20 protein-coding genes are annotated in these 22,810 nt (G+C 40.2%); 9 read left to right on the forward strand and 11 right to left on the reverse strand.

The window, feature by feature from the left end; all coding sequences use genetic code 11:
• Positions 1-2: 2 nt before the first annotated feature.
• From ACWIWK_RS03000 to glmM, 5 genes are all read right to left on the reverse strand, one after another.
• Entirely contained in the window at positions 3-818 is an 816-nt protein-coding gene (locus tag ACWIWK_RS03000) for a hypothetical protein (RefSeq protein ID WP_454150704.1), read from the reverse strand.
• Positions 819-902: 84 nt separating this feature from the next.
• Entirely contained in the window at positions 903-1,184 is a 282-nt protein-coding gene (locus ACWIWK_RS03005) for a hypothetical protein (protein ID WP_454150706.1), read from the reverse strand.
• A gap of 223 nt (positions 1,185-1,407) precedes the next feature.
• The gene (locus tag ACWIWK_RS03010; RefSeq protein ID WP_454150708.1) at positions 1,408-1,701 is read right to left on the reverse strand and encodes a hypothetical protein; all 294 of its coding nucleotides are present in this window, start codon (positions 1,699-1,701) and stop codon (positions 1,408-1,410) included.
• 131 nt (positions 1,702-1,832) lie between these two features.
• On the reverse strand, positions 1,833-2,306 hold the full coding sequence (gene lspA / locus ACWIWK_RS03015; RefSeq protein ID WP_454152014.1) for a signal peptidase II: 474 nt from the start codon (positions 2,304-2,306) through the stop codon (positions 1,833-1,835).
• A gap of 70 nt (positions 2,307-2,376) precedes the next feature.
• Positions 2,377-3,738 (reverse strand): phosphoglucosamine mutase, encoded by a 1,362-nt coding sequence (gene glmM / locus ACWIWK_RS03020; protein ID WP_454150710.1) that lies wholly within the window; start codon positions 3,736-3,738, stop codon positions 2,377-2,379.
• 114 nt (positions 3,739-3,852) lie between these two features.
• Between glmM and rpsT the strand changes: the two genes are divergently transcribed.
• The 3 genes from rpsT to ACWIWK_RS03035 are packed head-to-tail and all read left to right on the forward strand — an operon-like array spanning position 3,853 to position 5,895.
• A complete protein-coding gene (gene rpsT, locus ACWIWK_RS03025) occupies positions 3,853-4,122 on the forward strand; it encodes a 30S ribosomal protein S20 (RefSeq protein ID WP_454150712.1) in 270 nt (89 codons plus the stop codon).
• Between the two features lie 33 nt (positions 4,123-4,155).
• Positions 4,156-5,217 carry a peptide chain release factor 1 gene (gene prfA / locus ACWIWK_RS03030; RefSeq protein ID WP_454150714.1) on the forward strand — a complete coding sequence of 354 codons (1,062 nt, stop codon included), beginning with the start codon at positions 4,156-4,158 and terminating at the stop codon, positions 5,215-5,217.
• A gap of 33 nt (positions 5,218-5,250) precedes the next feature.
• A complete protein-coding gene (locus tag ACWIWK_RS03035) occupies positions 5,251-5,895 on the forward strand; it encodes a hypothetical protein (protein ID WP_454150716.1) in 645 nt (214 codons plus the stop codon).
• 24 nt (positions 5,896-5,919) lie between these two features.
• On the opposite strand, the gene ACWIWK_RS03040 is transcribed toward ACWIWK_RS03035, so the two are convergent.
• The 6 genes from ACWIWK_RS03040 to ACWIWK_RS03065 all read right to left on the reverse strand — a co-directional run bounded on the left by ACWIWK_RS03040 (position 5,920) and on the right by ACWIWK_RS03065 (position 15,004).
• Positions 5,920-8,697, reverse strand: a complete 2,778-nt coding sequence (locus ACWIWK_RS03040) for a RecB-like helicase (protein ID WP_454150718.1) — start codon at positions 8,695-8,697, stop codon at positions 5,920-5,922.
• A complete protein-coding gene (locus ACWIWK_RS03045) occupies positions 8,697-9,596 on the reverse strand; it encodes a DUF2156 domain-containing protein (protein ID WP_454150720.1) in 900 nt (299 codons plus the stop codon). Before ACWIWK_RS03045 ends, ACWIWK_RS03040 begins: the two co-directional genes overlap by 1 nt.
• Positions 9,597-9,598: 2 nt before the next feature.
• The gene (gene pheA, locus ACWIWK_RS03050) at positions 9,599-10,690 is read right to left on the reverse strand and encodes a prephenate dehydratase (RefSeq protein WP_454150721.1); all 1,092 of its coding nucleotides are present in this window, start codon (positions 10,688-10,690) and stop codon (positions 9,599-9,601) included.
• Entirely contained in the window at positions 10,680-11,927 is a 1,248-nt protein-coding gene (gene lysA / locus ACWIWK_RS03055) for a diaminopimelate decarboxylase (protein ID WP_454152015.1), read from the reverse strand. Before lysA ends, pheA begins: the two co-directional genes overlap by 11 nt.
• Positions 11,928-11,988: 61 nt before the next feature.
• Positions 11,989-12,936 carry a DNA ligase gene (locus ACWIWK_RS03060; protein ID WP_454150723.1) on the reverse strand — a complete coding sequence of 316 codons (948 nt, stop codon included), beginning with the start codon at positions 12,934-12,936 and terminating at the stop codon, positions 11,989-11,991.
• A complete protein-coding gene (locus tag ACWIWK_RS03065; protein ID WP_454150725.1) occupies positions 12,929-15,004 on the reverse strand; it encodes an LTA synthase family protein in 2,076 nt (691 codons plus the stop codon). Before ACWIWK_RS03065 ends, ACWIWK_RS03060 begins: the two co-directional genes overlap by 8 nt.
• Before the next feature lie 314 nt (positions 15,005-15,318).
• Here ACWIWK_RS03065 and ACWIWK_RS03070 point away from each other — a divergent pair, with 314 nt between their 5' ends.
• From ACWIWK_RS03070 to ACWIWK_RS03095, 6 genes are all read left to right on the forward strand, one after another.
• Complete coding sequence (locus ACWIWK_RS03070; protein ID WP_454150727.1) at positions 15,319-17,478, forward strand: carbon starvation CstA family protein; 2,160 nt, start codon at positions 15,319-15,321, stop codon at positions 17,476-17,478.
• Between the two features lie 6 nt (positions 17,479-17,484).
• Positions 17,485-17,703: a KCU-star family selenoprotein gene (gene kcuS / locus ACWIWK_RS03075; protein WP_454150729.1), complete on the forward strand. Its 219-nt coding sequence runs from the start codon at positions 17,485-17,487 to the stop codon at positions 17,701-17,703.
• Positions 17,704-17,852: 149 nt separating this feature from the next.
• Positions 17,853-19,289: an amidophosphoribosyltransferase gene (purF, locus tag ACWIWK_RS03080; protein WP_454150730.1), complete on the forward strand. Its 1,437-nt coding sequence runs from the start codon at positions 17,853-17,855 to the stop codon at positions 19,287-19,289.
• Positions 19,290-19,319: 30 nt separating this feature from the next.
• Positions 19,320-20,282, forward strand: coding sequence for a TIGR01212 family radical SAM protein (locus ACWIWK_RS03085; protein WP_454150732.1), 963 nt, complete (start codon positions 19,320-19,322; stop codon positions 20,280-20,282).
• A gap of 296 nt (positions 20,283-20,578) precedes the next feature.
• Positions 20,579-21,298 (forward strand): tetratricopeptide repeat protein, encoded by a 720-nt coding sequence (locus tag ACWIWK_RS03090; RefSeq protein ID WP_454150733.1) that lies wholly within the window; start codon positions 20,579-20,581, stop codon positions 21,296-21,298.
• Positions 21,298-22,794, forward strand: a complete 1,497-nt coding sequence (locus ACWIWK_RS03095; protein WP_454150735.1) for a pentapeptide repeat-containing protein — start codon at positions 21,298-21,300, stop codon at positions 22,792-22,794. The genes ACWIWK_RS03090 and ACWIWK_RS03095 overlap by 1 nt, the downstream gene beginning before the upstream one ends.
• The last annotated feature ends 16 nt before the right edge of the window (positions 22,795-22,810 follow it).

Consider the following 22,810-nt stretch of genomic DNA (forward strand, 5'->3'; position numbering starts at 1 on the left):
CTCTAAAACCCTATCCCAAACTCTACCATTGCTTGCGTGTTATTTATAGCGGGCATAGAGAGATTGATATTGTTTGCATTTATTGTCTGCGAAGCATTTAAGTGTTGGTATTTGCCAATAGCTCTCACAAAGGTAGAAATCCCCCTCTCAATTTCATAAGAGATTCCCACATTGGCACTAATGGCATAATTTTGTGTAGAAAATGGAATCTGTGCTTTTGTATTTTGTTTATCAAGTATATAAGTCCCAGCAACCACAAAGCTATATGAAGCACCATACATTACACTAAGTTTCGCACTTAGGGGCTTCTCTCCCTCTATTTCTATCCCAGCAAGTCCTAAAGAGCGTTGGAACTTTCTCTCCTCTTTGTTTGTAGAATACATATCAAGCCCACCTAAAATATTGATAAAGATTGGCGATTCTTTGCTTGTGATATTTGCCCCAGCTTTGAGCGCGAAATCAAACACCATTAAGTTGGCATTGCTCTTAGCCCCGTTAGGAAATGCGCTTCCGCTAAGGTCGCTATTCCCACCACCTATTGCGATATTTGCCCCAAATTGCAGTCGTTGCTTTAGTGCGACTTTGCCAAAGAGTGATACATATCCAGCATACCCACTAATGCTAGCATTTTCACCATTTGCGTTATAATACGCTCCACCGATTCCTATATTTGTCCATTCACAGATTCGCTCAAAGCAATCTTGTTTAGAGAGAATCACATTGGTTGTATCGTTTGTCGCAGCATTACTGATAGAGAATCCTAAAGTTACTGCGCCTAGAAAGGCAAGAAATTTTGAGAGTGTATTTTTGTTTGACATTGTAACTCCTTATTAAAAGCAATTAAACACAAAAGCCCTATGAGAGGATTCTCATAGAGGCAATTAGCAGTGTAAAACTTTGGCTTATTTGAAAATATCATCAAAGATTTCATCAAAAATCTTACTTAATCCCCAACTTGCAAAAGTTTGTCCAACAAAACCCCAAAATTCACCTTGAGTTTCTTTTAACTCCTCCTCGCTAAGCACAGCGATATTTAAATCACTAGCTTTAACATTGTTTCCAAAGAGAAACTCTACATCTTGGCTTTGTAAGCCACTTACACTTTGTTGAGTTCGCACTTCATTTGCGCTAAGCACTGAAGCACTCAACATACCTACAAATAAAAAAGCTACAAACTTTTTCATTTTTTACTCCTTATAAAATGGATTTTTTGTGCTTGCCTTGTATGACAAAGCACAAAAAAATTATATGTTAAAAATTTTAATATGTCAATATTTTTAGGTTATATTTTATTTAATTTTTTTGTTTTATATAAAAAAATTTTTAACATATAATTTAATGCAATATCCATAAAACTAGCCTTAAACATTTTACTTAAGGCTAGCTAGGCAAAATTTAGAGCCAATTTTAATATCTAGTTTCTCCAATACCATTTCCTAGAAATCCGCCCATTTCACGGAAAATTTTATCACTAATGAAGTCTAGCACTTTTTTCCAAAACTCACCTTGAACCCCTTTAAGCTCTTCTTCGCTAAGCACAGCGACATTTAAATCTTTCGCATCTGCATTCGCTCCAAAAAGCAATTCCATATCTTGTTTTTGCAAGCTTGTTGCAGGTTCTTGTGAGATTGTCTCACCTGCATTAAGTGAGCACATTCCTAACATCGCTACTAAGAGCACTGAAAATACTGACTTGTTCATAATGAACTCGTATTAAAATTTTGTGCCTGCCTTGTATGACAAAGCACGAGAGAAATTATAAACAGAAAGGTAAATAAAAAGTAAATGAAATCCATTACTAATTTTGTAAAAATATGTAAGTTTTTATATATTTAGTTCATTATATCAGTCTTTTTCTTCGCAAGAATCATTTGAAGAATGATAATGCCCACACCTAAGTCAATCATCACATCGGCGAAGTTAAAAATCGCCCACTCAAAGCCATAATGCCAATACACATAATCCACCACGCCATCACGGATAAATCTATCAAACACATTGCTTGCCCCTGCCCCAAATATAAGCCCAAAGGCGATAGAATGCTGTGCTAATAATCCTCCAAAAAGCGTAAAGGCAAAGAGCGCGACAAGCAAGAGCACTTGAATAAACTTCAACCACTCGCCAAGAAAGGCAAAGAGTGAGAACGCTACACCTGTGTTATACACGAGGGCGTTATACATTTGGGCGTTACCAAGTGTAAAAGCCTCGCACTCAAAGTTAAAACCCGCAATAAAGGCAAGTTTAATGGCTTGGTCGAGTGTGAAAACGACAAACGCAATCGTGGTAAGAATCACAAACTTTTTCATTCCAAGATTGTGGCTTGCGGATTTTATGCTTGCTATCACTTCTTTAAAGTCCATAATGTCTCTTAATAATTTAGGCGAGATTTTGAGAGAGGAGGGCTTTTAACTCGCTCATTTGTGCTTTTATGCTTTTGGCATTTTTGCCCTCGATTAAGATTCTTAGTTTATTTTCTGTGCCAGAGTAGCGCACGAGGTGGCGATTGCCTGATTGTGTGATAGAATCTAGGAGCGTTTGAAGCCCAGAGATTTGCTCTAATGGCGGCTTTTTGGACACACTTAAATTGCACATTTCGCTTGGATAGAGCTTAAAGGGATTAAGCGCGATATGTGAGGGTTTGCCTGTCTGCTTGAGATAGGCGAGCACTTGCAGGGCACTTACTAAGCCGTCCCCTGTCTTAGCATAATCGCTAAAAATGATATGCCCGCTATTCTCCCCGCCAAAGTTTAAGTTTTGCTTTTGTAATGATTCTATGACGAATTTATCGCCCACGCCACAGCGCACAAGCTCTATATCGTGCGAGCCCAAAAACTCCTCTAGCGCAAGATTACTCATCGTAGTGGCTACGATTTTATTGCCTTGCAAGGTGTTATTTTGCTTTTGATAGAGTGCGAGCGCACCAAGTAGTTTATCGCCATTGACTACTTCGCCTTTATCATCAGCTACCACGAGCCTATCCGCATCGCCATCAAGCGCAAATCCAATATCTGCACGATATTTCTGCACCTCTTCAGCGAGAATCTGCGGATACATCGCCCCGCATTGCTCGTTAATGTTATGCCCGTTTGGCTCATCGGCGATGACTATCACATCAGCTCCAAGCTCACTAAATATCGTAGGTGCGACTTTATACGCCGCACCATTAGCGCAATCACACACTATACGCATTCCCTTAAGGCTTAAATGTTTGGGAAAAGAGTTTTTGATATGCACGATGTAGCGACCGACTACATCATCTATGCGCTTTGAGCTCCCAATCTCTAAGCCACTTTTTAATGAGGAGTTGAGCAAATCATCGTTAAAATAGATTTTTTCAATCTCTTTTTCGGAATCTACATCAAGTTTAAATCCCAAATGGTTAAAAAATTTTATCCCATTATCTTCAAAGGGATTGTGGCTTGCAGAAATCATAATCCCCGCATCACAGCGCATATCTTGCGTGAGGAAAGCAACTGCGGGCGTAGGCATAGGACCAATTTGAATCACATCATAACCCACAGAAGTGAGGCTTGATACAAGTGCATTTTCTATCATATAACCACTACGGCGCGTGTCTTTGCCGACTAGAATCTTATTGCTCGTGCTTTGTGTGTTTTGGTGGAAGTAGATTCCCGCACTTTGCCCTAAGCGAATGACAGAGTTTGGTGTCAAAAATTTCCCCGCTTCTCCTCTCACGCCATCAGTGCCAAAAACCCTTGTATCTGCCTTTTTGCTCATACTCTCTCCTTAATGTGTTATAAATTTTACAAAATAAGAGGCGATTTAAACTTCATTTAATTGAAATTTTGGCACAATTTTGCCTTAAAATTTTTTATAAAAGGATTAAATTCAATGGCAAATCATAAATCTGCACAAAAACGCATCCGACAAACAAAGACAAGAACCGAGCGCAACCGCTATTACAAGACCAAGCTTAAAAATATGGTAAGAAGCCTAAGAGAGGCTATTGATAGCAAAGATGTCGCTAAGGCACAGGAGTTTTTTAAAACAGCGAACAAAGAAATCCATAAGCTCGTAAGCAAGGGAATTTTGAAAAAAAATACCGCTGCTAGAAAAGTTTCCCGCCTCAATGCTGGCGTAAAAAAAATCGCTACAAAATAACGAGCATAAGATTTTCATTGCTTGGCGCAACTTATGCTCACACAAAAGCTCACGCCTATTATCGCTCGCTATGATGAGATTAGCACTCTTTTGCAAAGTCAAGAGGTGCTAAGCGACATTACTAGACTTAAAACTTTAAGCAAAGAGCAAAGTGATTTGGAGGAAATCGCATTAAGCGCGAAACGCTACATTGAGATTTTGCACCAAATTGACGAAAATAAGGCACTTTTAGATGACAAAGAGCTAGGCGAACTTGCCAAAGAGGAGCTAAAATCGCTAGAAAGCACCAAAGAGCAACTAGAATCCCAAATCAAAATCCTCTTAATCCCCAAAGACCCCAATAGCAATAAAAATGTATTTTTAGAAATCCGCGCAGGCACGGGAGGCGATGAAGCGGGAATCTTCGTGGGCGATTTGTTTAAGGCGTATTGTCGCTACGCGGATTTACGCAAATGGAAAGTCGAAATCATAAGCTCAAGCGAAAATAATGTCGGTGGCTACAAAGAAGTCATCGCGCTTATCAAGGGTGAGGGCGTGTATGGCAGGCTTAAATTTGAGGGCGGGACACACCGCGTCCAGCGCGTCCCAGAGACAGAATCTCAAGGGCGTATCCACACCTCCGCTGTAACGATTGCCATAATGCCCGAAGTCGATGATGTGGAGGTGAATATCAACCCAAATGACTTAAAAATCGATGTGTTTCGCAGTGGTGGGCACGGCGGGCAAAGTGTCAATACTACCGATTCAGCGGTGCGCGTAACGCATATCCCCACAGGCATTTCTGTCTCTATGCAAGATGAAAAATCCCAGCACAAAAACAAAGATAAGGCGTTGAAGATTTTAAAAGCGCGAATCTATGAAATGGAACTAGAGAACAAAGCAAAGGCGGAAGGCGCAAACCGCAAAGAGCAAGTGGGTAGTGGCGATAGGAGCGAGCGAATCCGCACTTATAACTACCCGCAAAACCGCCTAACCGACCATAGAATTAACCTTACTTTGTATAGTTTGGAAGAGATTATGCTCTCTGGCAATTTGGATTCTGTAATCGACCCGCTTATCACCCACGCCCAAAGCGAGGCAATGAGCGGAGAGTAAAGTCCAACATTGAGATTTAGCAAGGAATGATAAATGACAAGAATGCTCGCATTGATGATTTTAGTATGTTTGGGGGTTTTGTTTAATTCCTGCTGGCACAAAGCCACTGCGACAAAAATGCAACAACCAAGCAGTGATTGGGAAGTAATAGAGCTCATTAAAAGCGTGAAGTTTGATGACAAACTTGCGGAGTTTGGCAAATGTGTCAAAAAAACGCCCAAAGGTTCATTACAAAAATGCGAAGCAATCGTTGAGAGTTTCGCACATTCTTGTGAGCGTGGAAGTGCTAAACATTGCGTGGTGGAAGCGGAGTTTTACCTTAGAGGTGCGATAAATGCAAATAAAGATATACACACCAAAGGCAAGGAAATTTTAGCCAAAAGCTGTGAGCGTGGATATGCTCCCGCGTGTGTATCGCTAGGAGAAGTGGAGGATAATAAGATAAGACATTGGCAGAGGGCTTGTGAGTTAGGGAGTTTCTTGGGCTGTGGGAATCTCGCACACGCATACCACACAGGCACACAAGGTGCGAAGCAAAATAGTGATAAGACAAAAATGTATGCTACATTGCACTTGCAAATCGCCGATAGAGACTGCAAGGCAGGCAAAAAGATAGCGTGCGAATGGCTAGAGCAAGCCTTTAGTGATGTAAAGCCATTGTTGGGCTTGCAACACTAGCCTAAGATTCTCTAAGTAACACACTTATATGACTTCTACACATATATCTTGCGCTGATGGATAGATGAGATAGCCTTTAATGGGATTGGTGCTGAGTGTCGCAAGAAAATCCATATATTTTTTTACTTGGGTGAAGTGCTCCTCTTTTGGCTCTTTAGAGCTTTTGTAATCAAGCACGATAATTTCTTTTTGTGTAAATATGAGCGCGTCAATGCGGTAGAATTCGTTTTGACACAAATAAGAAACCTCACTAAATACCGTGCCACTAGAGAGTATGGTTTGTAAATGTGGATTTGCTAATGCGCGCTCAAACTTGCCCTGCACGATTTGGCGCATATCTTGTGAGAGTGAGAATCCATAGAGGTTTTGCATAATGTGCCAAAGCGTTGGCAAATGCGTTTCTTTCATTCCAAAGTAATATTCAAAATAGCTATGCAAAGCCTTTCCAAACATTATGCTTGCAACATTAAATTCACTAGATTCTTTTTGGTTGCGGACAAAATTTTCTTGCCTGCCTAGATTTTGCAGTGCGATATATTGGCTTTCGTGCGATTGTTTTTGTGAGGTGTCTTTGCTTGAGAGTGTGCCGATTTGTGTGGGCGTTAGATTGAGTGTTTCGAGTTGAGAGCTTTTTTGCTTTTTGAGAATGCAAAGAGAGCTTTTAGCACGAGTAAGCGCGACATAAAGCACATTGATTGATTCGTTTCGTTTTGTTTGTTCATAAGATTCTAAGATTTGCTTGTAGTCCTCATCGACATTTTCTCGCCCATCAAACTTAAAATACATATCTTTAAGGGTAATACTCTCATATTGTGGGATAAATTTGTTTGTATCTCCCTTTTTTTTACCAAAGCCATCACACACAATCAAATGCTCAAATTCTAAGCCCTTTGATTTGTGGATAGTCATAATTTTTATGCCATTTAAGTGTTCTTTTGGTGCGGAGACTTCAAGTGATTGATATGAGGCTAAAAACTCCTCTATCTTGTCATATTCGCATACTTTCTCTAAGAATCTCGCGCTCATCGCACATCCAAGTGAAAAAGATTCTATCACTTCATACACATATTGCCCCATATTTCCCTTATACTCTGGCAAAGATACAGATTCCATAATGCCCTTGCCAAGCAATTTTGCGATATTTTTTGTATAGAAATTTTTGTGTTCTTGTTGCTGTGTGCTTTGGTATTTGAGTGCCTGTATGAGCACATTGCAAGGGAATACATCAAAAAAGTTTTTTGTGGTCTCAGCGATGATATTAAGAGAGGAATCTTGAGCTTTTAAAAAATCTTTTATACGCTCCACTTCATCATTTTTCCATACTAAAATGCTTATATCATCTTGATTTACACCATTTTCTAACAAGTAACAAAGCGTTTCATATACAGATTCTTCATCAAATTTTTCATATTCTTTGACACTTATAAATCCCTCTTTGCTCGATTGCGTGCTGGGAAGTTCTTGGGTGATATAGTGAGGATATTGTGGCGTAAAAACTTCATTGATATAATCAACAATGTTGCTTTTGGAGCGGTAATTTTTTTTTAAACTCTGTGTGATAAATGGTGCTTTTTGAATCGCATTAAACACTTCCACAAATGCCCCACGAAAGCTATAAATGCTTTGTTTTTCATCGCCCACTACAAACACACTTCGCTCATCAATTCTCCCCTTGCCAGAGAGAATCTCCTCAATAAGCGGGCGCAAGATTTCGTATTGGATAATGCTTGTATCTTGGAATTCATCAAGCAAAATGTGCATAATCCTCTCATCAAGACGAAAATAAAAAAAATCCCTATCAATGTTTGAGTGCAATAAATTATGCACTTTGCGTGTAATATCTTCGTGCGTGAGGATATTTTTTTGGCGTAAAAAGTCGTGCTTAATACTACAAAACTTATCAATATAGGTATGTACTTGCGTAAATATAGCATTTTGTTTGATTTGATAATACACACATAAAAGCTTTTTGAGTGCGTTAAAGTCATTGGTAAGATATTCTAACCCTTTATTCTTAAAGCCTCTAAATTCAAAGGGTGTTTCTTTTTTTAACCAAGTTTTATTGCTTATGTCTTCGATTGTATCATAAGTGAGCGCATTGATAGCTTCTTGCTTGATATTTGGCTTTGTGGCAATTTCTTGGCGCAAATGCTCCATTATGGAATCTATGCTATTTTTCACTTCTTTTAGGTTTGTTTTTTGCTCTGTTTGCCTTAATGCGTGCTTTTGCTCGCTAAATTTACTTACAAAACCTAAAAAATCTTCTATACGCATATCATTGACAGAGCAAAATTTTGCTATGCTTTTGCGCTCATTTTGGCTTAAGCATTGTGCAAATCGCTCATATAGAGCCATATTGTCATATTCGCTTATTTCAAAGGCATTGTTCACTCCAGCGTGCCAGCAAAACTTCTGTAAAATGCTATAAAAAAATGAATCAATGGTAGTGATTTTTGGGCGGGTTTGCATAAATTGAGTATAGATTCTCTTAATGTTGTGCTTGATAAATTCCTCATCTATGCCATTTGCTTGTAAAGATACAAAGGTATCGTTGCTCGTAAGTGTGCCGTGCAGAGAATCTGTGTAGAGATTTTTTAGATTTTTTTGGATTCTACTACGCATTTCATTAGAGGCTTTTTTGGTAAATGTCAGCGTGAGAATCTCCCACGCCTTCGCTCCCTTGCAGAGCAAATACACAAAGCGCAACGCTAGGCTAAAGGTTTTACCACTACCAGCCGAAGCCCTAAGCACAAGGTATTCATTGCGTATATCTGGTTGTGTATCTTGCGTGTTATCGTGCATTACTTAATCACAACTTCAAATTTCTCTAACAACGCGCAGGGTTGATAGCTTAGCTTAGCCTTTCTTAAGCCCTCTATGCCTAAATCTTCCTCCCGATTGACAAAGCCACATTCAGCAAAGCAGTGCTCTAGGACTTGTTGATTGATTGCTTGATAGATGCCTCTAATTTGCGGATTTGCCTTTTCGATGTGCATAAGTGCGACTTTTTTGCCCTCCAAATCCCCGTGTAAAACCTCACCAAAGCTAAAGGCTTCTATATTGCCATTTACGCGGATTATCCCACCTTTTAATCCCAACTCATCATAGAATCTTAGCGCGTCATTTATGCCCAAATTCTCAAACTTTAACCCCTCTGTTTTGTTAGGATTTGCCTCAAACCACTTATCATTTACTTGCATAATTTCCTTTGTATTGTGTGTAGAAATCTCCTCAAACACAAAGTCCTTATGCTCTTGCAAGAAAAAGTTGAGATGATTTTTTTTCTTGTGATATTTTCTGCCACTTAGCGTGATAAGTTCAGGCACATTATAGACATAATCAAATCTATCTCTATTTTCTTGTGGCTGTATGCCAAACTCCGCGTGAATGTGCTTTGCTTGGGTAGCATTAAGTGCGTGGATTTCAAGCGCGAGGTTATTTTGTGCGTAGAATTCCTTGCACATCTTTAACGCGCCTTGCTTATCACCATCGCCTATGGGGTAGAAAATGTAGGGATTTTTGCCCTCATAGCGCGTTTGTATCACTAGGCAATCTTGCACCTGCGCGAAGCAAATATCCCTCGCATTACGCCAAATAAAGCAATTCGCAAAACTCATATCCGAAAGCACGAGGGAATCTCGCGCTAAATAATGGGTAAAAATATCTTTAGATTCTAAATCTATAGGTTGAAATGTAATCATTGTTACTCCTCAAAGTCATAGCTACACACATAACTTCCTAGCCATTTTAGCTCCTTAGTGCGTTTGGTAAAGAGGGCTTTGACATTCTCATCAAGGTAATGCCCCTTAAAGTCCAAATAAAATCCAAACGCAAAAATATCACTTTTAGAGCGGATAGGGCGTGAATCAATTTTAGTAATGTTAATGCCAAAGTGTTTAAAATCCTCGAGTAATCCAAGCAATGCGGCAGATTGTTTGTAGTTTTGTAAAGTTGCAAAAACAGAAGTTTTATCGCTTCCACTAGGATTATTGGTAAAATCACTTACCACCACAAAGCGCGTTTTGTTGTTGTTTGAATCTTCAATATTTTCAAACATAATGGGTAAGTTGTAGAGTTTTGCGGCTACTTTAGAGCAAATCGCGCCTGATTTGGAATCATTGCTAGCAAGTTGGGCAGCCTTAGCGGTGGAATCTACGGGGATTAGCTCTAAGTCATCAAGGTTGTGAGATTTGAGGAATTCATCGCATTGTCCAAAGGCAATATCTTTGGAATAAATCTTTGTAATCTCGCTTAAGTGCTCGTTTTTTGAAGCAAGACTATGATGAATGGGAATCACAATTTCAGCAATGATTTTAAGCTCACTGCACGCAAGATTATCAATAGTCGCGCCCACCATTCCATTAGTGTTGTTTTCGATAGGCACAACGCCATATTTTACACGCTTTTGTTCTAGGGCTTTAAAGACAGAGGAGATATTATTAAGCGCGATATATTCGCTCATCGCACCAAATCGCTCCTGTGCTGCTTGGTGTGTGTAGCTCCCAACAGGACCTAAAAATGCCACTTTTTCTGGGAGTTCTAAATTTCGTGCGATTCCAAAAATTTCTTGGAAAATTGCACCGATGGCTTTATCGTTTAGGAATTTTACCCCTTTTTTGTTTAATCGCTCTAAAATTGCTCTCTCTCGTTCAGGGCGATAAATCGCACTTCCACTTTTTTTCTTATGTTTGCCAATCTCATCGACCAAACCCATTCGCTTCTCTAGCAACAAAAGTATTTCATCATCGATACTATCAATTTGTGCCCTAAATTGCTCTAATAGTTTATCTTGCATTGGTATTCCTTTGGAGGAGTTCTAGCTCATCGGCGATAAGATTCTCAAATGTTTCTCTGTGTTTGATGACAAAACTCTTTCCCTCTTTTATGCCTATTTCTGCGGGCTTTAAGCGCGTGTTATAATTGCTTGACATTGAGTATCCATACGCCCCAGCATTCTCAAAGCTAAGCAAATCCCCAGAATCTAGCGATTCTATCTCAATGTCTTTTGCTAGAAAATCACTACTTTCACAAATCGCCCCGACAATATCGGCCTTGCAACCTTTGGAATCTTTTGGCCTAGATTGTGTGTCGCGCGCCTTTGCTATGATATTCACGCGATGATATGCGCCATAGAGGGCAGGGCGCATTAAGTCGTTCATCGCCGCATCAACGATGACAAAGCGTTTTTTGCCATTGTGTTTTTCATACAGCACCTTACTTAAGAGCACGCCACTTTTCCCAACGATATAGCGACCGGGCTCGCAAATAATAGTTACATCAAGTCCGCGCAAGATTCCCAAAATGCCCTGCGCGTAGTCATATAATGTGATTTCTTGCTCGTCTTTGTAAGTGATACCAATGCCTCCACCAATATCAAAAAACTTAATATCAATCTTTAGTGCAAGCAGACTATGGAGAAGCTCGGTGATTTTTTTTGCGCCCTGTAAGATTGGCTCAAGTTCTAGGAGTTGCGAGCCAATATGAAAATGAATGCCTATCGGCTCTAGGTGTGGCGAATTTTTTGCCATAATATACATTTTTTTGGCATTTTGTATATCAACGCCAAATTTGTTCTCGTGCAATCCTGTGGAAATGTAAGGATGTGTTTTGGCATCAATGTTAGGATTTACACGCACCGAAATGCGCGCTACCTTGCCACAATCTTTAGCAATAGATTCTATACGCGAGAGTTCAGCCTCACTCTCCACATTGATAAATAAAATGTCATACTTGAGAGCTTCGCGCAAATCATCATCGCTTTTTCCCACGCCACTAAAAATAATCTTATATTTTTCCACTCCTGCCTTTAGGGCGCGTTTGACTTCACCAATGCTCACACAATCCGCACCGCAACCAAGTTTTGCTAAGTGATTGATAATGCTAAGATTAGAGTTTGCCTTGAGCGCGTAGCAAATAAGTGATTTGCGCGCCTTAAAAGCCTCTTTAAACGCGCTAAATTGCGCTGAGATAGTATCAAAGTCATACACATATAATGGCGTGCCATATTCACGCGCACAAGATTGTAAGGTCATCTTATCCATTTTTACTCTTTTTGTGGTGCTAAATTAAAAGCATAATTTTAGCCTAAAAACTTTATGGCACGCTAACAAATTCTCGTAAAAATACAGCGTTTTTTGGCAAACCATTTTTGCTAAAACCATTGTATTTGTAAGTGATTATTGTGCCAATTTTGGGTGGATTCTCACGCATCGCTTCGCTAAAGCCCGTGCCTATTTTAAAGGTTATTGTGTATTTTTTTGGCTTTTGTTTAGAATCTAGGGCGTTTGTATTAGCAAAAGGGCGCAAAGTGGCAATATCATCATTTTGGCTGATTTCTTGCTCGCAAATAAGCGCACCCATTTTACCCGCAAATTTTCCTTTTCCTTGCGTGTGTCCTATCACTTTGCATTCGGCGTCATTGTGAGGCTTTAGCTTAAAGGCATTTTTTGCCCTCCCGCTTTTATACCCTTTCTCATCAGGGCGTAATATTAACCCCTCGCCACCATTGCTTAGCACTTTATCAAGCATTCTATCTAAAGTGCGTTGAAATTCTTTATCGCGAGATTCTAATGCGCTTTGCTCGATAAGCTCAATGTGTGGAGGCGTGTGTTGCGTGATAAATGCCCGCACTTTGTCTAATCGCTCGCTTAAGCGACATTGAGAATCTCGCTTAGATGATTTTTGTCCGCAGGTAGGCGCATCAAAGACTTTATACATTATATTTGCGTAATCTTCACATACAGGATTTGTGCGTGCGACAATGCTCGCTACTTCTTCAAACTTCCCATACCCAATCCACAACTCGCCATCAAGGGCAAATGGTGGAAAATTGCGTAAAAAGCACTCTGGGGCGTTGATAAGGTTGCCACGCTTTGTTCTTAACTCCCTGCCATTCCACACGCCACGCACGCCATCAAACTTTTCGCTTACGAAGTATGTCGCGTTAGTGAGATTGTCTTTTTTATACACGCTAAACTCCACCACCTCTGCGCTAAGGGCGAGAAAAAACCAAGCACAAAGGCACGCGATAACTCTACTCATCGTCCTTAGGTGGCGCGTCATTTGGGATTATATAGCCATTATTGATAATCCACCAGCTTAGAGCCTTTGCGCGTTGTAGATTATCAAAAATACCATTTGCTTCGGTTTTATCGCCACTACGCTCCACACCATCGCCCATATATTCCAGCTTGTAGCCATCATAGACAAATCTTTGATTAGCAATTATGCCAAAGCCAAACGCTTCATTGTGTTCTCTGCCTATGGTTGCTTTGTTTTGGAGCATTGCATCACCAAAGCTCGCGTATTTATAGCCATTAGGCGCGACTAGCTCAATGATAGTAGGTGTTATATCAATGTGCGAGCCCACATTAGAGAGCGGTTTGGGATTGAGATTTGGCGCATAGACAATAAGCGGGACAGAGTGTGTGATTCTCGCGTTGGCAGATTTTTTAGGGTATTCTCTATCATAATGGTCGCCTGTGATGATAAAAAGTGAGTTTGGCAGGTTTGAAGACATTTCACGAATAAATCTTCCAATGACTTTGTCTTGGTAATAAATATGTGCTAAAAGAGTTGGCGTGATATTTTTTTGTGTGATTTCTGGGTGAGAAGTGATAAAGGCTTGAATCTCTTTAGTAGGCACGCCAAAAGATTCCACAGGGGCATCATAAGGTGGGTGATTAGAAGTGGTCATAATCATATTAAAGGTCTTTTGCGTTGGGTTTGCCTTAGAATCTGCAAGCAATTTATCGCGCACAAAAGAAAATAAGTGGTGGTCAAAAGCACCCCAAGAATTGTCATAAGGCGATGAATACCCCTTGATTTTGGAGTTTTGGATAATATGCGTGTTATAAAAAATATCTCTAAAACCCTGCGTGGTTACATAACTATCAAGTTTTTGCCAAGTGCCTGAGCCACCATAAAAAAATGTCCCCCTATATCCCAAATCATCTAAAATCACTGCAGGAGCAGTTTTAAGTGGCTTTAGTCGTCCTGCCATTAGACTTAGTGGAATGTCAGTTTGGAGCAATCCGCTGATTTGCACATCAAGGCTTGCGATAGTGTTGCCCGCGTTTTGTAAAAATATATCTGCTTTATATGCGCCATTGGCGATGAGTTCTTTAAGCTCACGGCTTAGCCCTAACTCATCAAACTCACTATCAAAGTGCCATTCGCTCATAGATTCCGCAACGATATAAAAAATGTGCTCTATCTTTGGCAAAGCGATATGAGAATCTAGCACAGCAGGGTCGTAATCTGGGTTATTTACACGATGAGATAAAAGCTCTAATAAGTCAATTTCTTGTTGGTTTGTATCGCTGGGAGGCGATTTTTGCAGGAGCTCGCTTTTGTATGTCGCAAACGCTATCGCACTTTGTGCTGGCGATTCATCTACATAATCATTAAAATGCGAATTGGCTATTTTTTTATAACCTTTATATACCAAATACAAATCTCGTAATGCTCCCGTGCTAGCCTTACGCAAAAAGGTATCACTAACGGGTAAAATCTCTTTGCCTAAAGATACACCCTTTAATCCAATCGTCCCATTGATACTAAAAAGTGTGGCAGGGATAAGAATCGCAAGCAAAACAATGGTCGTTTTGTTGCTCGTGTGGTGGTGCTGATGAAGCCTGCTGGTGGCACTTGGAGCGTAGATTTTATCAATCACTCCAAAAATCGCACCAAGTATGTAACACAGCACAGCACTTATAGCAAGCCAAGCAAGTGTTCTTAGCAAGACATTGTATTGCCCGCTTGCTATGGTGGCAAAAATCGCACTTCTATCATCAAAGACAAGCCCTAGTAAGTTTGCATTAAACACATCACCAAAGACCTGATAAAACGCGATATTAGCGACATTGACAAAACTTATAACAATCACACACGCAAACCCTAATATTTTGAGAATCTTGGCACAAAATTCCTTACGAACAAACACAACCCCCACGATGAAAAATATCACAGACACAACACCGATAATTTGTCCATCATAGCGCGCACCATTAAAAAACGCCTTTGTAATATCATTGCTATCATATTCTTGCCCAAGATAAAGGACAAACAACCCACGAAACGCAAAAAACACGACATACAAAAATGCCATAAATAACAGTGTTTTCCATAGTTTTATTTTAAAGTGTTCCAATGCAATACTCCAACATTTTTAAGTTTTTTAATTTTGAAATAAATCTCACAAGTTTATATAAAAGCATAAATGCCTAGCATATCGGCATTTATAAAATTTATATTAGAGAAATTATGCAATTTTTCCATATTTTTTATTGTGATTATTGTGGAGTTTTACAATTTTATAAATTTGTAAGCAAATTTTAAACAATACCTTGATAAGAGAACAAAATTTCCTATATAATCCAAGATTGTCAAGCAATTTGACAGAGATTTTTCAAGGAGAATAGAATGAACACAATAGTGAGTTACGCCCTTTGGGCAGTAGTGGCGGTTATTGGCGCGGCGTGTTTTGGCGTGCTAGCGTTACACACAGGCGAGAGTATCTCGGCGGTGTGGATAGTTGTAGCGGCAGTATGTATCTATGCGATAGGGTATAGATTCTACTCCAAATACATTGCGTATAAGGTTTTAGGTTTAGATGATAATCGTGCTACTCCAGCGGTGGTGAAAAATGACGGACGCGACTTCGTGCCGACAAACAAAATCGTGCTTTTTGGACACCATTTTGCGGCTATCGCAGGCGCAGGTCCCCTCGTAGGTCCAATCCTCGCCGCACAAATGGGATATTTGCCAAGTATGATTTGGATTGTTGTAGGCGTGGTGTTAGCGGGTGCGGTTCACGATTTCACCGTGCTTTTTGTCTCAATGCGCCGTAACGGAAAGTCTTTGGGCGAGATTATTAAGTTAGAGCTTGGTAATGGCGTGGGAAGCATTACAATGATTGGAATCTTAGGCATTATGATGTTAATTATTGCCATTTTGGCTCTTGTGGTTGTCAATGCCCTCGCAGAATCACCCTGGGGACTTTTTACTATTGCTATGACTATACCAATCGCCATTTATATGGGCTTGCATATGCGCTTTTTGCGTCCGGGCAAGATTGGTGAAGCAAGCATTATTGGCTTTACTTTACTCATTTTGGCGTTGTATTTTGGACGCGATGTGGCAGCTGACCCGACTTTGGCAGAGATTTTTACGCTTAGCCCTGTTCAGCTTACTTATGTCATCATTGTGTATGGCTTTATTGCGGCGATTTTGCCTGTGTGGTTCTTACTCGCGCCACGCGATTATTTAAGCACATTTTTAAAGATTGGTGTTATTGTGCTAATGGCACTTGGAATCTTATTTGTCGCTCCTGATGTGCAGTTTGCTAGCACTACGAAGTTTATCGATGGCACAGGTCCTGTGTTTAGTGGGCAACTCTTTCCATTTTTGTTTATTACCATTGCGTGTGGCGCGATAAGTGGATTCCACGCGCTTATCTCAAGCGGGACTACGCCAAAAATGCTCGAAAAGGAATCGCACGCTAGAGCGGTAGGCTATGGTTCAATGGTTATGGAATCTGCTGTGGCAGTTATGGCACTTGTGGCAGCGGTGATTCTCACTCCGGGATTATACTTTTCTATCAATGTAGCACCTGCTGGGCTTGGCACTGCAGGAGTGAAAGACATCGCTGAAGCTGCAGCTATCGCAGCGCAAACGATAAGTTCTTGGGGATTTGTCATCACACCTGAGGAGATTCTCACAATGGCTGATGATATTGGCGAGAAGTCTATCCTTAGTAAGACAGGCGGTGCACCGACTTTTGCTATTGGTTTGGCGAGCATTATCTCTCAAGTCCCGTTGTTTAATCAAGGCTCTATGGCATTTTGGTATCACTTTGCGATTTTATTTGAAGCGTTGTTTATTTTGACTGCGGTTGATGCGGGCACTCGCGCTGGACGCTTTATGGTGCAAGATGTGCTCGGTAATGTGTATAAGCCTATTGGCAATATTCAATCGTTATTTTGGGGCGTTGTGGCGACATTTATTTGTGTGCTTGGCTGGGGGTATATCCTGTATCAAGGCGTTACAGACCCACAAGGTGGAGTAAAATCACTTTGGACACTCTTTGGTGTGTCAAACCAAATGCTTGCTGGAATGGCATTGCTCACGGTAATTACCGTGCTTTTCAAAATGGGGAAAGCAAAGCAAGCGTGGGTGGCGATTGTGCCTACGATATGGGTATTGGTAAGCACGCTTTATGCTGGTGTCTCAAAACTCCTCCCTGCAAATGGTGAGAAAATCCACGATTCGGTAAGCCACATTGCGCTATGGCAAAATAATGGAGCAAAGGCTGCACAAAAACTCGCCGAGATTACTGCAGAGAGCGACCCAGAAGTTATTGCTACACTTACACAAGAAGCACAAAAACTTCAAACAATCGCAACAAATAACCTCATAAATGCGTGTTTGTGTGGATTGTTTATGTTTGTAACTTGCCTTGTGCTCGTGCAGTGCATTAGAATCTGCTTGCAATGTATAGGCGGGAAACCAACAATCCCACTTGCAGAAACTCCATATCTTAAAGCAAGTGATTATGAGGGCAAAATCCCCGCACACGGCTAAGTTGCAATGACAAAGCTTGAGCGTTTGAGAGCGTTTGGAGAGAGGGTTTATGCCCTCTATAAACGCTCTGATAGATTTTTGCATCTTTTGGTGGGAATGCCAAGCTATGACAAATATGTCGAGCATATGCGTTTGCACCACCCCGATAAGATTCCAAAAACACAAAAGGAATTCTTCAAAGAAGCATTGGAGAAAAAGTATGGAGCGGGGAGCGCAAAATGCTGATAGATAATGAGCGCAAGGTTTGCGTTAGACAAGATATATCAAGCATAAAAGGAATTTAAGGCAGTTTTGTATCTCCTTTCTTTAAGATTTAAGTTAATAAAATTACACTACAATCCCGCCAAAACTAAAGATAAGATTAAGGCAAAATTATGCAATTAGCAAAAACAACAACAAGAGAATGGAACGAAGAATGTGCGGTCGTGGGCGTGTATAATGTCAAAAATGCAAGTCTGCTTAGCTATTACGCGCTTTTTGCAATGCAACACAGAGGGCAGGAAGCAAGCGGGATTGCCAGCTCAAATGGCACAAAAATCACCACCATTAAGGGAAATGGATTAGTTACGAAAGTTTTTACCCAACGCAAACTCGCCAAATTGGAGGGCAAATCAAGCATAGGACATAATCGCTATGCCACCGCTGGTGAAGATTCTCTTAATGACGCTCAGCCTATTTTTGCGCGTTATTCGCTTGGTGAAATGGCAATCGCGCACAATGGGAATCTTACCAATGCTAAAGAATTGCGTGAGGAGCTTACCAAAAATGGCGCGATTTTCCAAAGCCACCTTGATACAGAGAATCTTATTCACTTAATCGCTCGTTCAAACAAACAACACTTAGTAGATAGAATCATTGATGCACTTCAACTTGTCGATGGTGCGTATTGTTTTATGTTTCTTTCACGCTCTAAAATGTTTGTCGTGCGTGATAGATATGGATTGCGCCCGCTTAGTCTAGGTAAAATAGAAAATGATGATGGTTCTGTGGGCTATATCGTGGCGAGTGAGACTTGCGCGTTTGATTTGATTGGAGCGAGTTTTGTGCGTGATATTAAAGCGGGCGAAATGCTTGTATTTGAGGGTGCGTATTCTCCGCTTGGCGACACACAGCCAAAGAGTATCCAAGTCTTTGCGCCAAAGGAATTGCCCTGTGTGTTTGAATATGTGTATTTTTCGCGCCCTGATAGTCAAGTGTATGGAAAAAATGTCTATGAAATCCGCAAAAATCTCGGCGCGCGTTTGGCAAAGGAATTTAAACTCAAAGCCGATATGGTAATCCCCGTGCCAGATTCTGGTGTGGCGGCGGCGTTAGGATACTCTAAACAAAGTGGCATTGACTTTGAGCTAGGCATTATCCGTAATCACTATGTCGGACGCACTTTCATCGAGCCTACGCAGTCATCGCGCGAGCTTAAAGTGCGCTTAAAGCTCAATCCAATCACAAGTATCATTAAGGGTAAAGATGTGGTTGTGATTGATGATTCTATCGTGCGTGGGACGACTAGCAAGCAAATCGTGCGTATCTTGCGCAAGGCTGGTGCGAGGAAAGTGTATATGCTTATTTCTTCTCCACCTACGATTAGTCCTTGTTATTATGGTGTGGATACGCCTGATACAGACCAGCTCATTTGTGCGAACAAAAGCATAGAGGAAGTGTGTGAGTATATCGGCGCGGATTTCTTAGGCTTTTTATCCATTGAGGGAATGTTACAGAGCATTGGCGGGGATATGAAGTTTTGCAAGGCGTGCTTTGATGGGAAGTATGTCGATGAGTTTTTGCTCCACAAACAATCGCACGAGCAAGCATAAACAACGCAAATCAAACGCAGGAAGTTATCAGTGAAGACAATTCTAACCATTGGGCGATATTTCAAATCTCGCTTTGGCGAGCGCGTGCGTAAGATTCCCATTTCTTTGCAAGGATTTACTTGCCCTAATATCGATGGGACCGTGGCAAGCGGGGGGTGCATTTATTGTGATAATGAATCATTCTCGCCAAGTCTGGTAAAAATCGCCAAACGAAGCGAAGTAAAAATGAATTTTTCCCTCACGCATAATCCACTGCTTCAAAAGCAACTCGCGCAATTAAAAGAGCAGTTTTTGTGGCACGCGGAGTTCCATAAGCGCAAATTTGGAATCGCAAAGTATCTTATCTATTTTCAGTCTTTTACTAACACTTACGCGCCATTTGATACGCTTAAGGCATTGTATGATAGTGCGCTTGGATTCTCAAATGTGGTGGGGCTTAGCATTGGCACGCGCATAGATTGTGTGAGTGATGAGGTGCTTAGGCTTTTAGGCGGGTATGTCAAGCAGGGCAAGGAAATCTGGCTTGAATATGGAATCCAATCGGTGCATAATGAGACACTCAAACTCACCAATCGCGGGCATAGCATTGAGGGCGCAAAGGAACTCTTTGAAAAGACGCGAAATGCGGGCGTGAAAGTGTGCGCGCATATCATTTATGGACTCCCAAAAGAGAGCAAGGAAATGATGCTCCACACATTAGAATCTGTGCTTAGTTGGGGGATTGATGGGATTAAAATCCACCCAATGTATGTGATGAGTGGCACGAAGCTCGCCCAAATGTATAAGGCTGGCGAATATGAGCCAATCAATCTGCACGATTATAGCGAGCTTATTATAGAGTCTTTAGAGCGTATGCCACAAAATGTCGTGGTGCAACGCGTGAGTGCTGGAGCACACGAGGAGAGTTTGCTCGCGCCGAAGTGGTGCTTTGATAAAAATATCCAAATGCGCCATATTAGAGATGAGCTCCGTAAGCGCGACATTGAGTATTAGTCGCTTAAAATAATGCTATAATACACCACCGCTTGACTTTGTGGTGAGATTGTATTACAATCGCAACCTAATAATTTTACACAAAAGGATTTGGTGATGAAAAATAACTTAAAGCAGGGATTTGCTAGAAACTTAAAGTTTGCTGAAACAAACGCTGTTCTCTCTCTCTCTCTCTCTTAATAGAAAAATTTTCTCAACTATTGCGCTCCTGCGCGCTCTTGCGCGGACTTGTATCACGCACATTTCCTCTCGCACGCATTCAACCCCAAAATCACGCTGATACGCAAGGTAGGACAATGAAAAAGTTGGTGCTAATATGCGGAATCTTAGCAGGTGTGCTAAGTGGAATGGACGCGATGAGTGAGGAGGATAAGGAAAGATTCTCTAATATAGTCGAAGCAATCAAGCAAAGGGACGAGAGGAGTGACGAAGAGTGGGAAAAGGCTAAATATAATTGCCATTTCAATAACGATAAAAGCGCGTGTCAAGCATTGATTGATGATGGTTTAGCTAGTGTGGAGCAATGCACTAAAGAGACAGGCACAAATAATTGTATTTTTGTAGGCGGAATTTATAACCAAGCAGGACATTATAGAGAAGCGATACCATACCTTGAAAAAGCCATCGCTTTGGGGGATAATGGTGCGTATGAACTTTTGCTTTTGGGATTAACTTACATTGCTTTAAATGATTATTTTAACGCAAAGAAATATTTTGAAATCGGGTGCAACAAAGTTAGCTATTTGCAATCACAATTTTGCTACAACTTAGGGGTAATGTATTATAATGGCAAAGGTGTGCGACAAGACTACCACAAAGCACGCGAACTCTACAAAAAAGCCTGTGATATGAAAGATGCTGAAGCGTGCAATAATCTAGGTGTTCTCTATGGCAAAGGGCAAGGCGTGAGACAAAATCTCTCTATCGCTAAGCAATACTACGGCAAAGCGTGTGATTTGGGCCAACAAGTAGGCTGTGATAATTACAAACTACTAAACAATCAAGGGGTGCAGTGATGGCACAAAATACAATCTATAATAGCCCAAGCTGTCGTATAGAATCAAAATGCGATTCTTTGATTTTGTATATTAAACAAAATAACAAAGAAGCCTTTATCTTTGAAAATATTTTGGACGAGTGTCTAAAAACAAAACCACAAGAAAAACTAGATAAGTTAATCAAAAAGCAAGGGGATAAATATTATATCTGCAAGCCTTTGAGTGTAAAATATGACAATATCAATACAAACACGGAATCTAAAGAATCTCAAAACGATACAAAAACTAGCGATTGCAACAAAGAATCTAATCGTAACAATATTTACATAAAAGATGAAATCTCTTTTAAAAATTGCGTGTTTTGTAGCGAAGTTCATTTTAAATATATCACTTTTGCTCTGTTGGATTCCGTATCGCACGATAAATGCAACACAGAATCTAATAAAAATCCACAAGCCCTACACATAGATTTCCAACATTGCGAGTTTAGAGAGCGAGTATATTTCACCAACTGCGAGTTTAATGGCAATGTATTTTTTAACCACGCGGTATTTCACAAATACGCGGATTTTCACGAGAGTATTTTTAATGGCATAGTTTCGTTTTATAATGCTACTTTTAATTCTGCGCCAAATTTCTCTACTTGCGTGTTTAGCAAGATTCAAGGCACAGATTTTATCAATGTCAAAATAGAGAGTTTGGATTTTGATAAAGTTTGGAAATTTATTGATGAGTTTGCAAATGATGAAACTTATAAGAAAGAAAAAGCCCAAGCAATAGATTCCAAAGAAATAGAGCAAATCACAAAAAAGCACAAACTCCGCTATGCGAGTAATGCACGCGATTCATTTCGCACGATAAAAAATGTGTTGATTGAAAATAATAACTTGTTAGACGCGTCAAATTGGCATAAATTAGAACTCTATGCAAAAGAAATTGAGCTAAGATTGCCCAAACCACATTCAAAAGAAAATCCAAACAATGAGCGTAAAAATTATATTGATTTAATCCAACTTTGTTTTTATCGACATACTTCAGAGCACCACACGGATTTATTAGAATCCATACAATCATTGTGTATTGTGATAGGGATTTTTGGGATATTAAGTTTTGTTGTGATATTGGGATTTGCTTTGTATGGGGAATTTTGGGATTGGAATCCTAATACTTTGGTTAAACATTACAATGAATACATTAAGTGCTTTTTGGCAGAACACTATTTTATTGCTTTGTTTATCAATTTTATCTTATTTGTAGCTTTTATAGGGATTTTTATATTTTCTATTGTTTGCCAAAAGATGAGAAAAATAGTCTTTGTATTATCTTGTATTGTTGCATTTACTTTGATTGTTTTATCACCAAAATATCTTATCCCACCTATTGAGATTTTTACTAATAAACGAATGCTACTTGACCCGCTATCTGTGGTGGGTGGAGTGTATAGCATACTTTTTGGCTTTATGCTTTATTCATTTATTAAAACCGCACGCAAAAATTCCATAATCCCAAGTTAAAGGAGGCAAGTGATAC

This window comes from Helicobacter sp. 23-1048 (genome assembly GCF_053654545.1).

What these genes read in the sequence shown, in the direction of transcription:
- ACWIWK_RS03000 (WP_454150704.1), bottom strand. Translation starts at nt 818, where the DNA reads ATGTCAAACAAAAATACACTCTCAAAATTTCTTGCCTTTCTAGGCGCA.
- ACWIWK_RS03035 (WP_454150716.1), top strand. Translation starts at nt 5,251, where the DNA reads ATGACAAGAATGCTCGCATTGATGATTTTAGTATGTTTGGGGGTTTTG.
- lysA (WP_454152015.1), bottom strand. Translation starts at nt 11,927, where the DNA reads ATGACCTTACAATCTTGTGCGCGTGAATATGGCACGCCATTATATGTG.
- rpsT (WP_454150712.1), top strand. Translation starts at nt 3,853, where the DNA reads ATGGCAAATCATAAATCTGCACAAAAACGCATCCGACAAACAAAGACA.
- prfA (WP_454150714.1), top strand. Translation starts at nt 4,156, where the DNA reads ATGCTCACACAAAAGCTCACGCCTATTATCGCTCGCTATGATGAGATT.
- ACWIWK_RS03070 (WP_454150727.1), top strand. Translation starts at nt 15,319, where the DNA reads ATGAACACAATAGTGAGTTACGCCCTTTGGGCAGTAGTGGCGGTTATT.
- ACWIWK_RS03005 (WP_454150706.1), bottom strand. Translation starts at nt 1,184, where the DNA reads ATGAAAAAGTTTGTAGCTTTTTTATTTGTAGGTATGTTGAGTGCTTCA.
- ACWIWK_RS03060 (WP_454150723.1), bottom strand. Translation starts at nt 12,936, where the DNA reads ATGAGTAGAGTTATCGCGTGCCTTTGTGCTTGGTTTTTTCTCGCCCTT.
- lspA (WP_454152014.1), bottom strand. Translation starts at nt 2,306, where the DNA reads ATGAAAAAGTTTGTGATTCTTACCACGATTGCGTTTGTCGTTTTCACA.
- ACWIWK_RS03040 (WP_454150718.1), bottom strand. Translation starts at nt 8,697, where the DNA reads ATGCACGATAACACGCAAGATACACAACCAGATATACGCAATGAATAC.
- pheA (WP_454150721.1), bottom strand. Translation starts at nt 10,690, where the DNA reads ATGCAAGATAAACTATTAGAGCAATTTAGGGCACAAATTGATAGTATC.
- ACWIWK_RS03095 (WP_454150735.1), top strand. Translation starts at nt 21,298, where the DNA reads ATGGCACAAAATACAATCTATAATAGCCCAAGCTGTCGTATAGAATCA.
- ACWIWK_RS03090 (WP_454150733.1), top strand. Translation starts at nt 20,579, where the DNA reads ATGAAAAAGTTGGTGCTAATATGCGGAATCTTAGCAGGTGTGCTAAGT.
- kcuS (WP_454150729.1), top strand. Translation starts at nt 17,485, where the DNA reads ATGACAAAGCTTGAGCGTTTGAGAGCGTTTGGAGAGAGGGTTTATGCC.
- glmM (WP_454150710.1), bottom strand. Translation starts at nt 3,738, where the DNA reads ATGAGCAAAAAGGCAGATACAAGGGTTTTTGGCACTGATGGCGTGAGA.
- ACWIWK_RS03010 (WP_454150708.1), bottom strand. Translation starts at nt 1,701, where the DNA reads ATGAACAAGTCAGTATTTTCAGTGCTCTTAGTAGCGATGTTAGGAATG.
- ACWIWK_RS03045 (WP_454150720.1), bottom strand. Translation starts at nt 9,596, where the DNA reads ATGATTACATTTCAACCTATAGATTTAGAATCTAAAGATATTTTTACC.
- ACWIWK_RS03065 (WP_454150725.1), bottom strand. Translation starts at nt 15,004, where the DNA reads ATGGCATTTTTGTATGTCGTGTTTTTTGCGTTTCGTGGGTTGTTTGTC.
- purF (WP_454150730.1), top strand. Translation starts at nt 17,853, where the DNA reads ATGCAATTAGCAAAAACAACAACAAGAGAATGGAACGAAGAATGTGCG.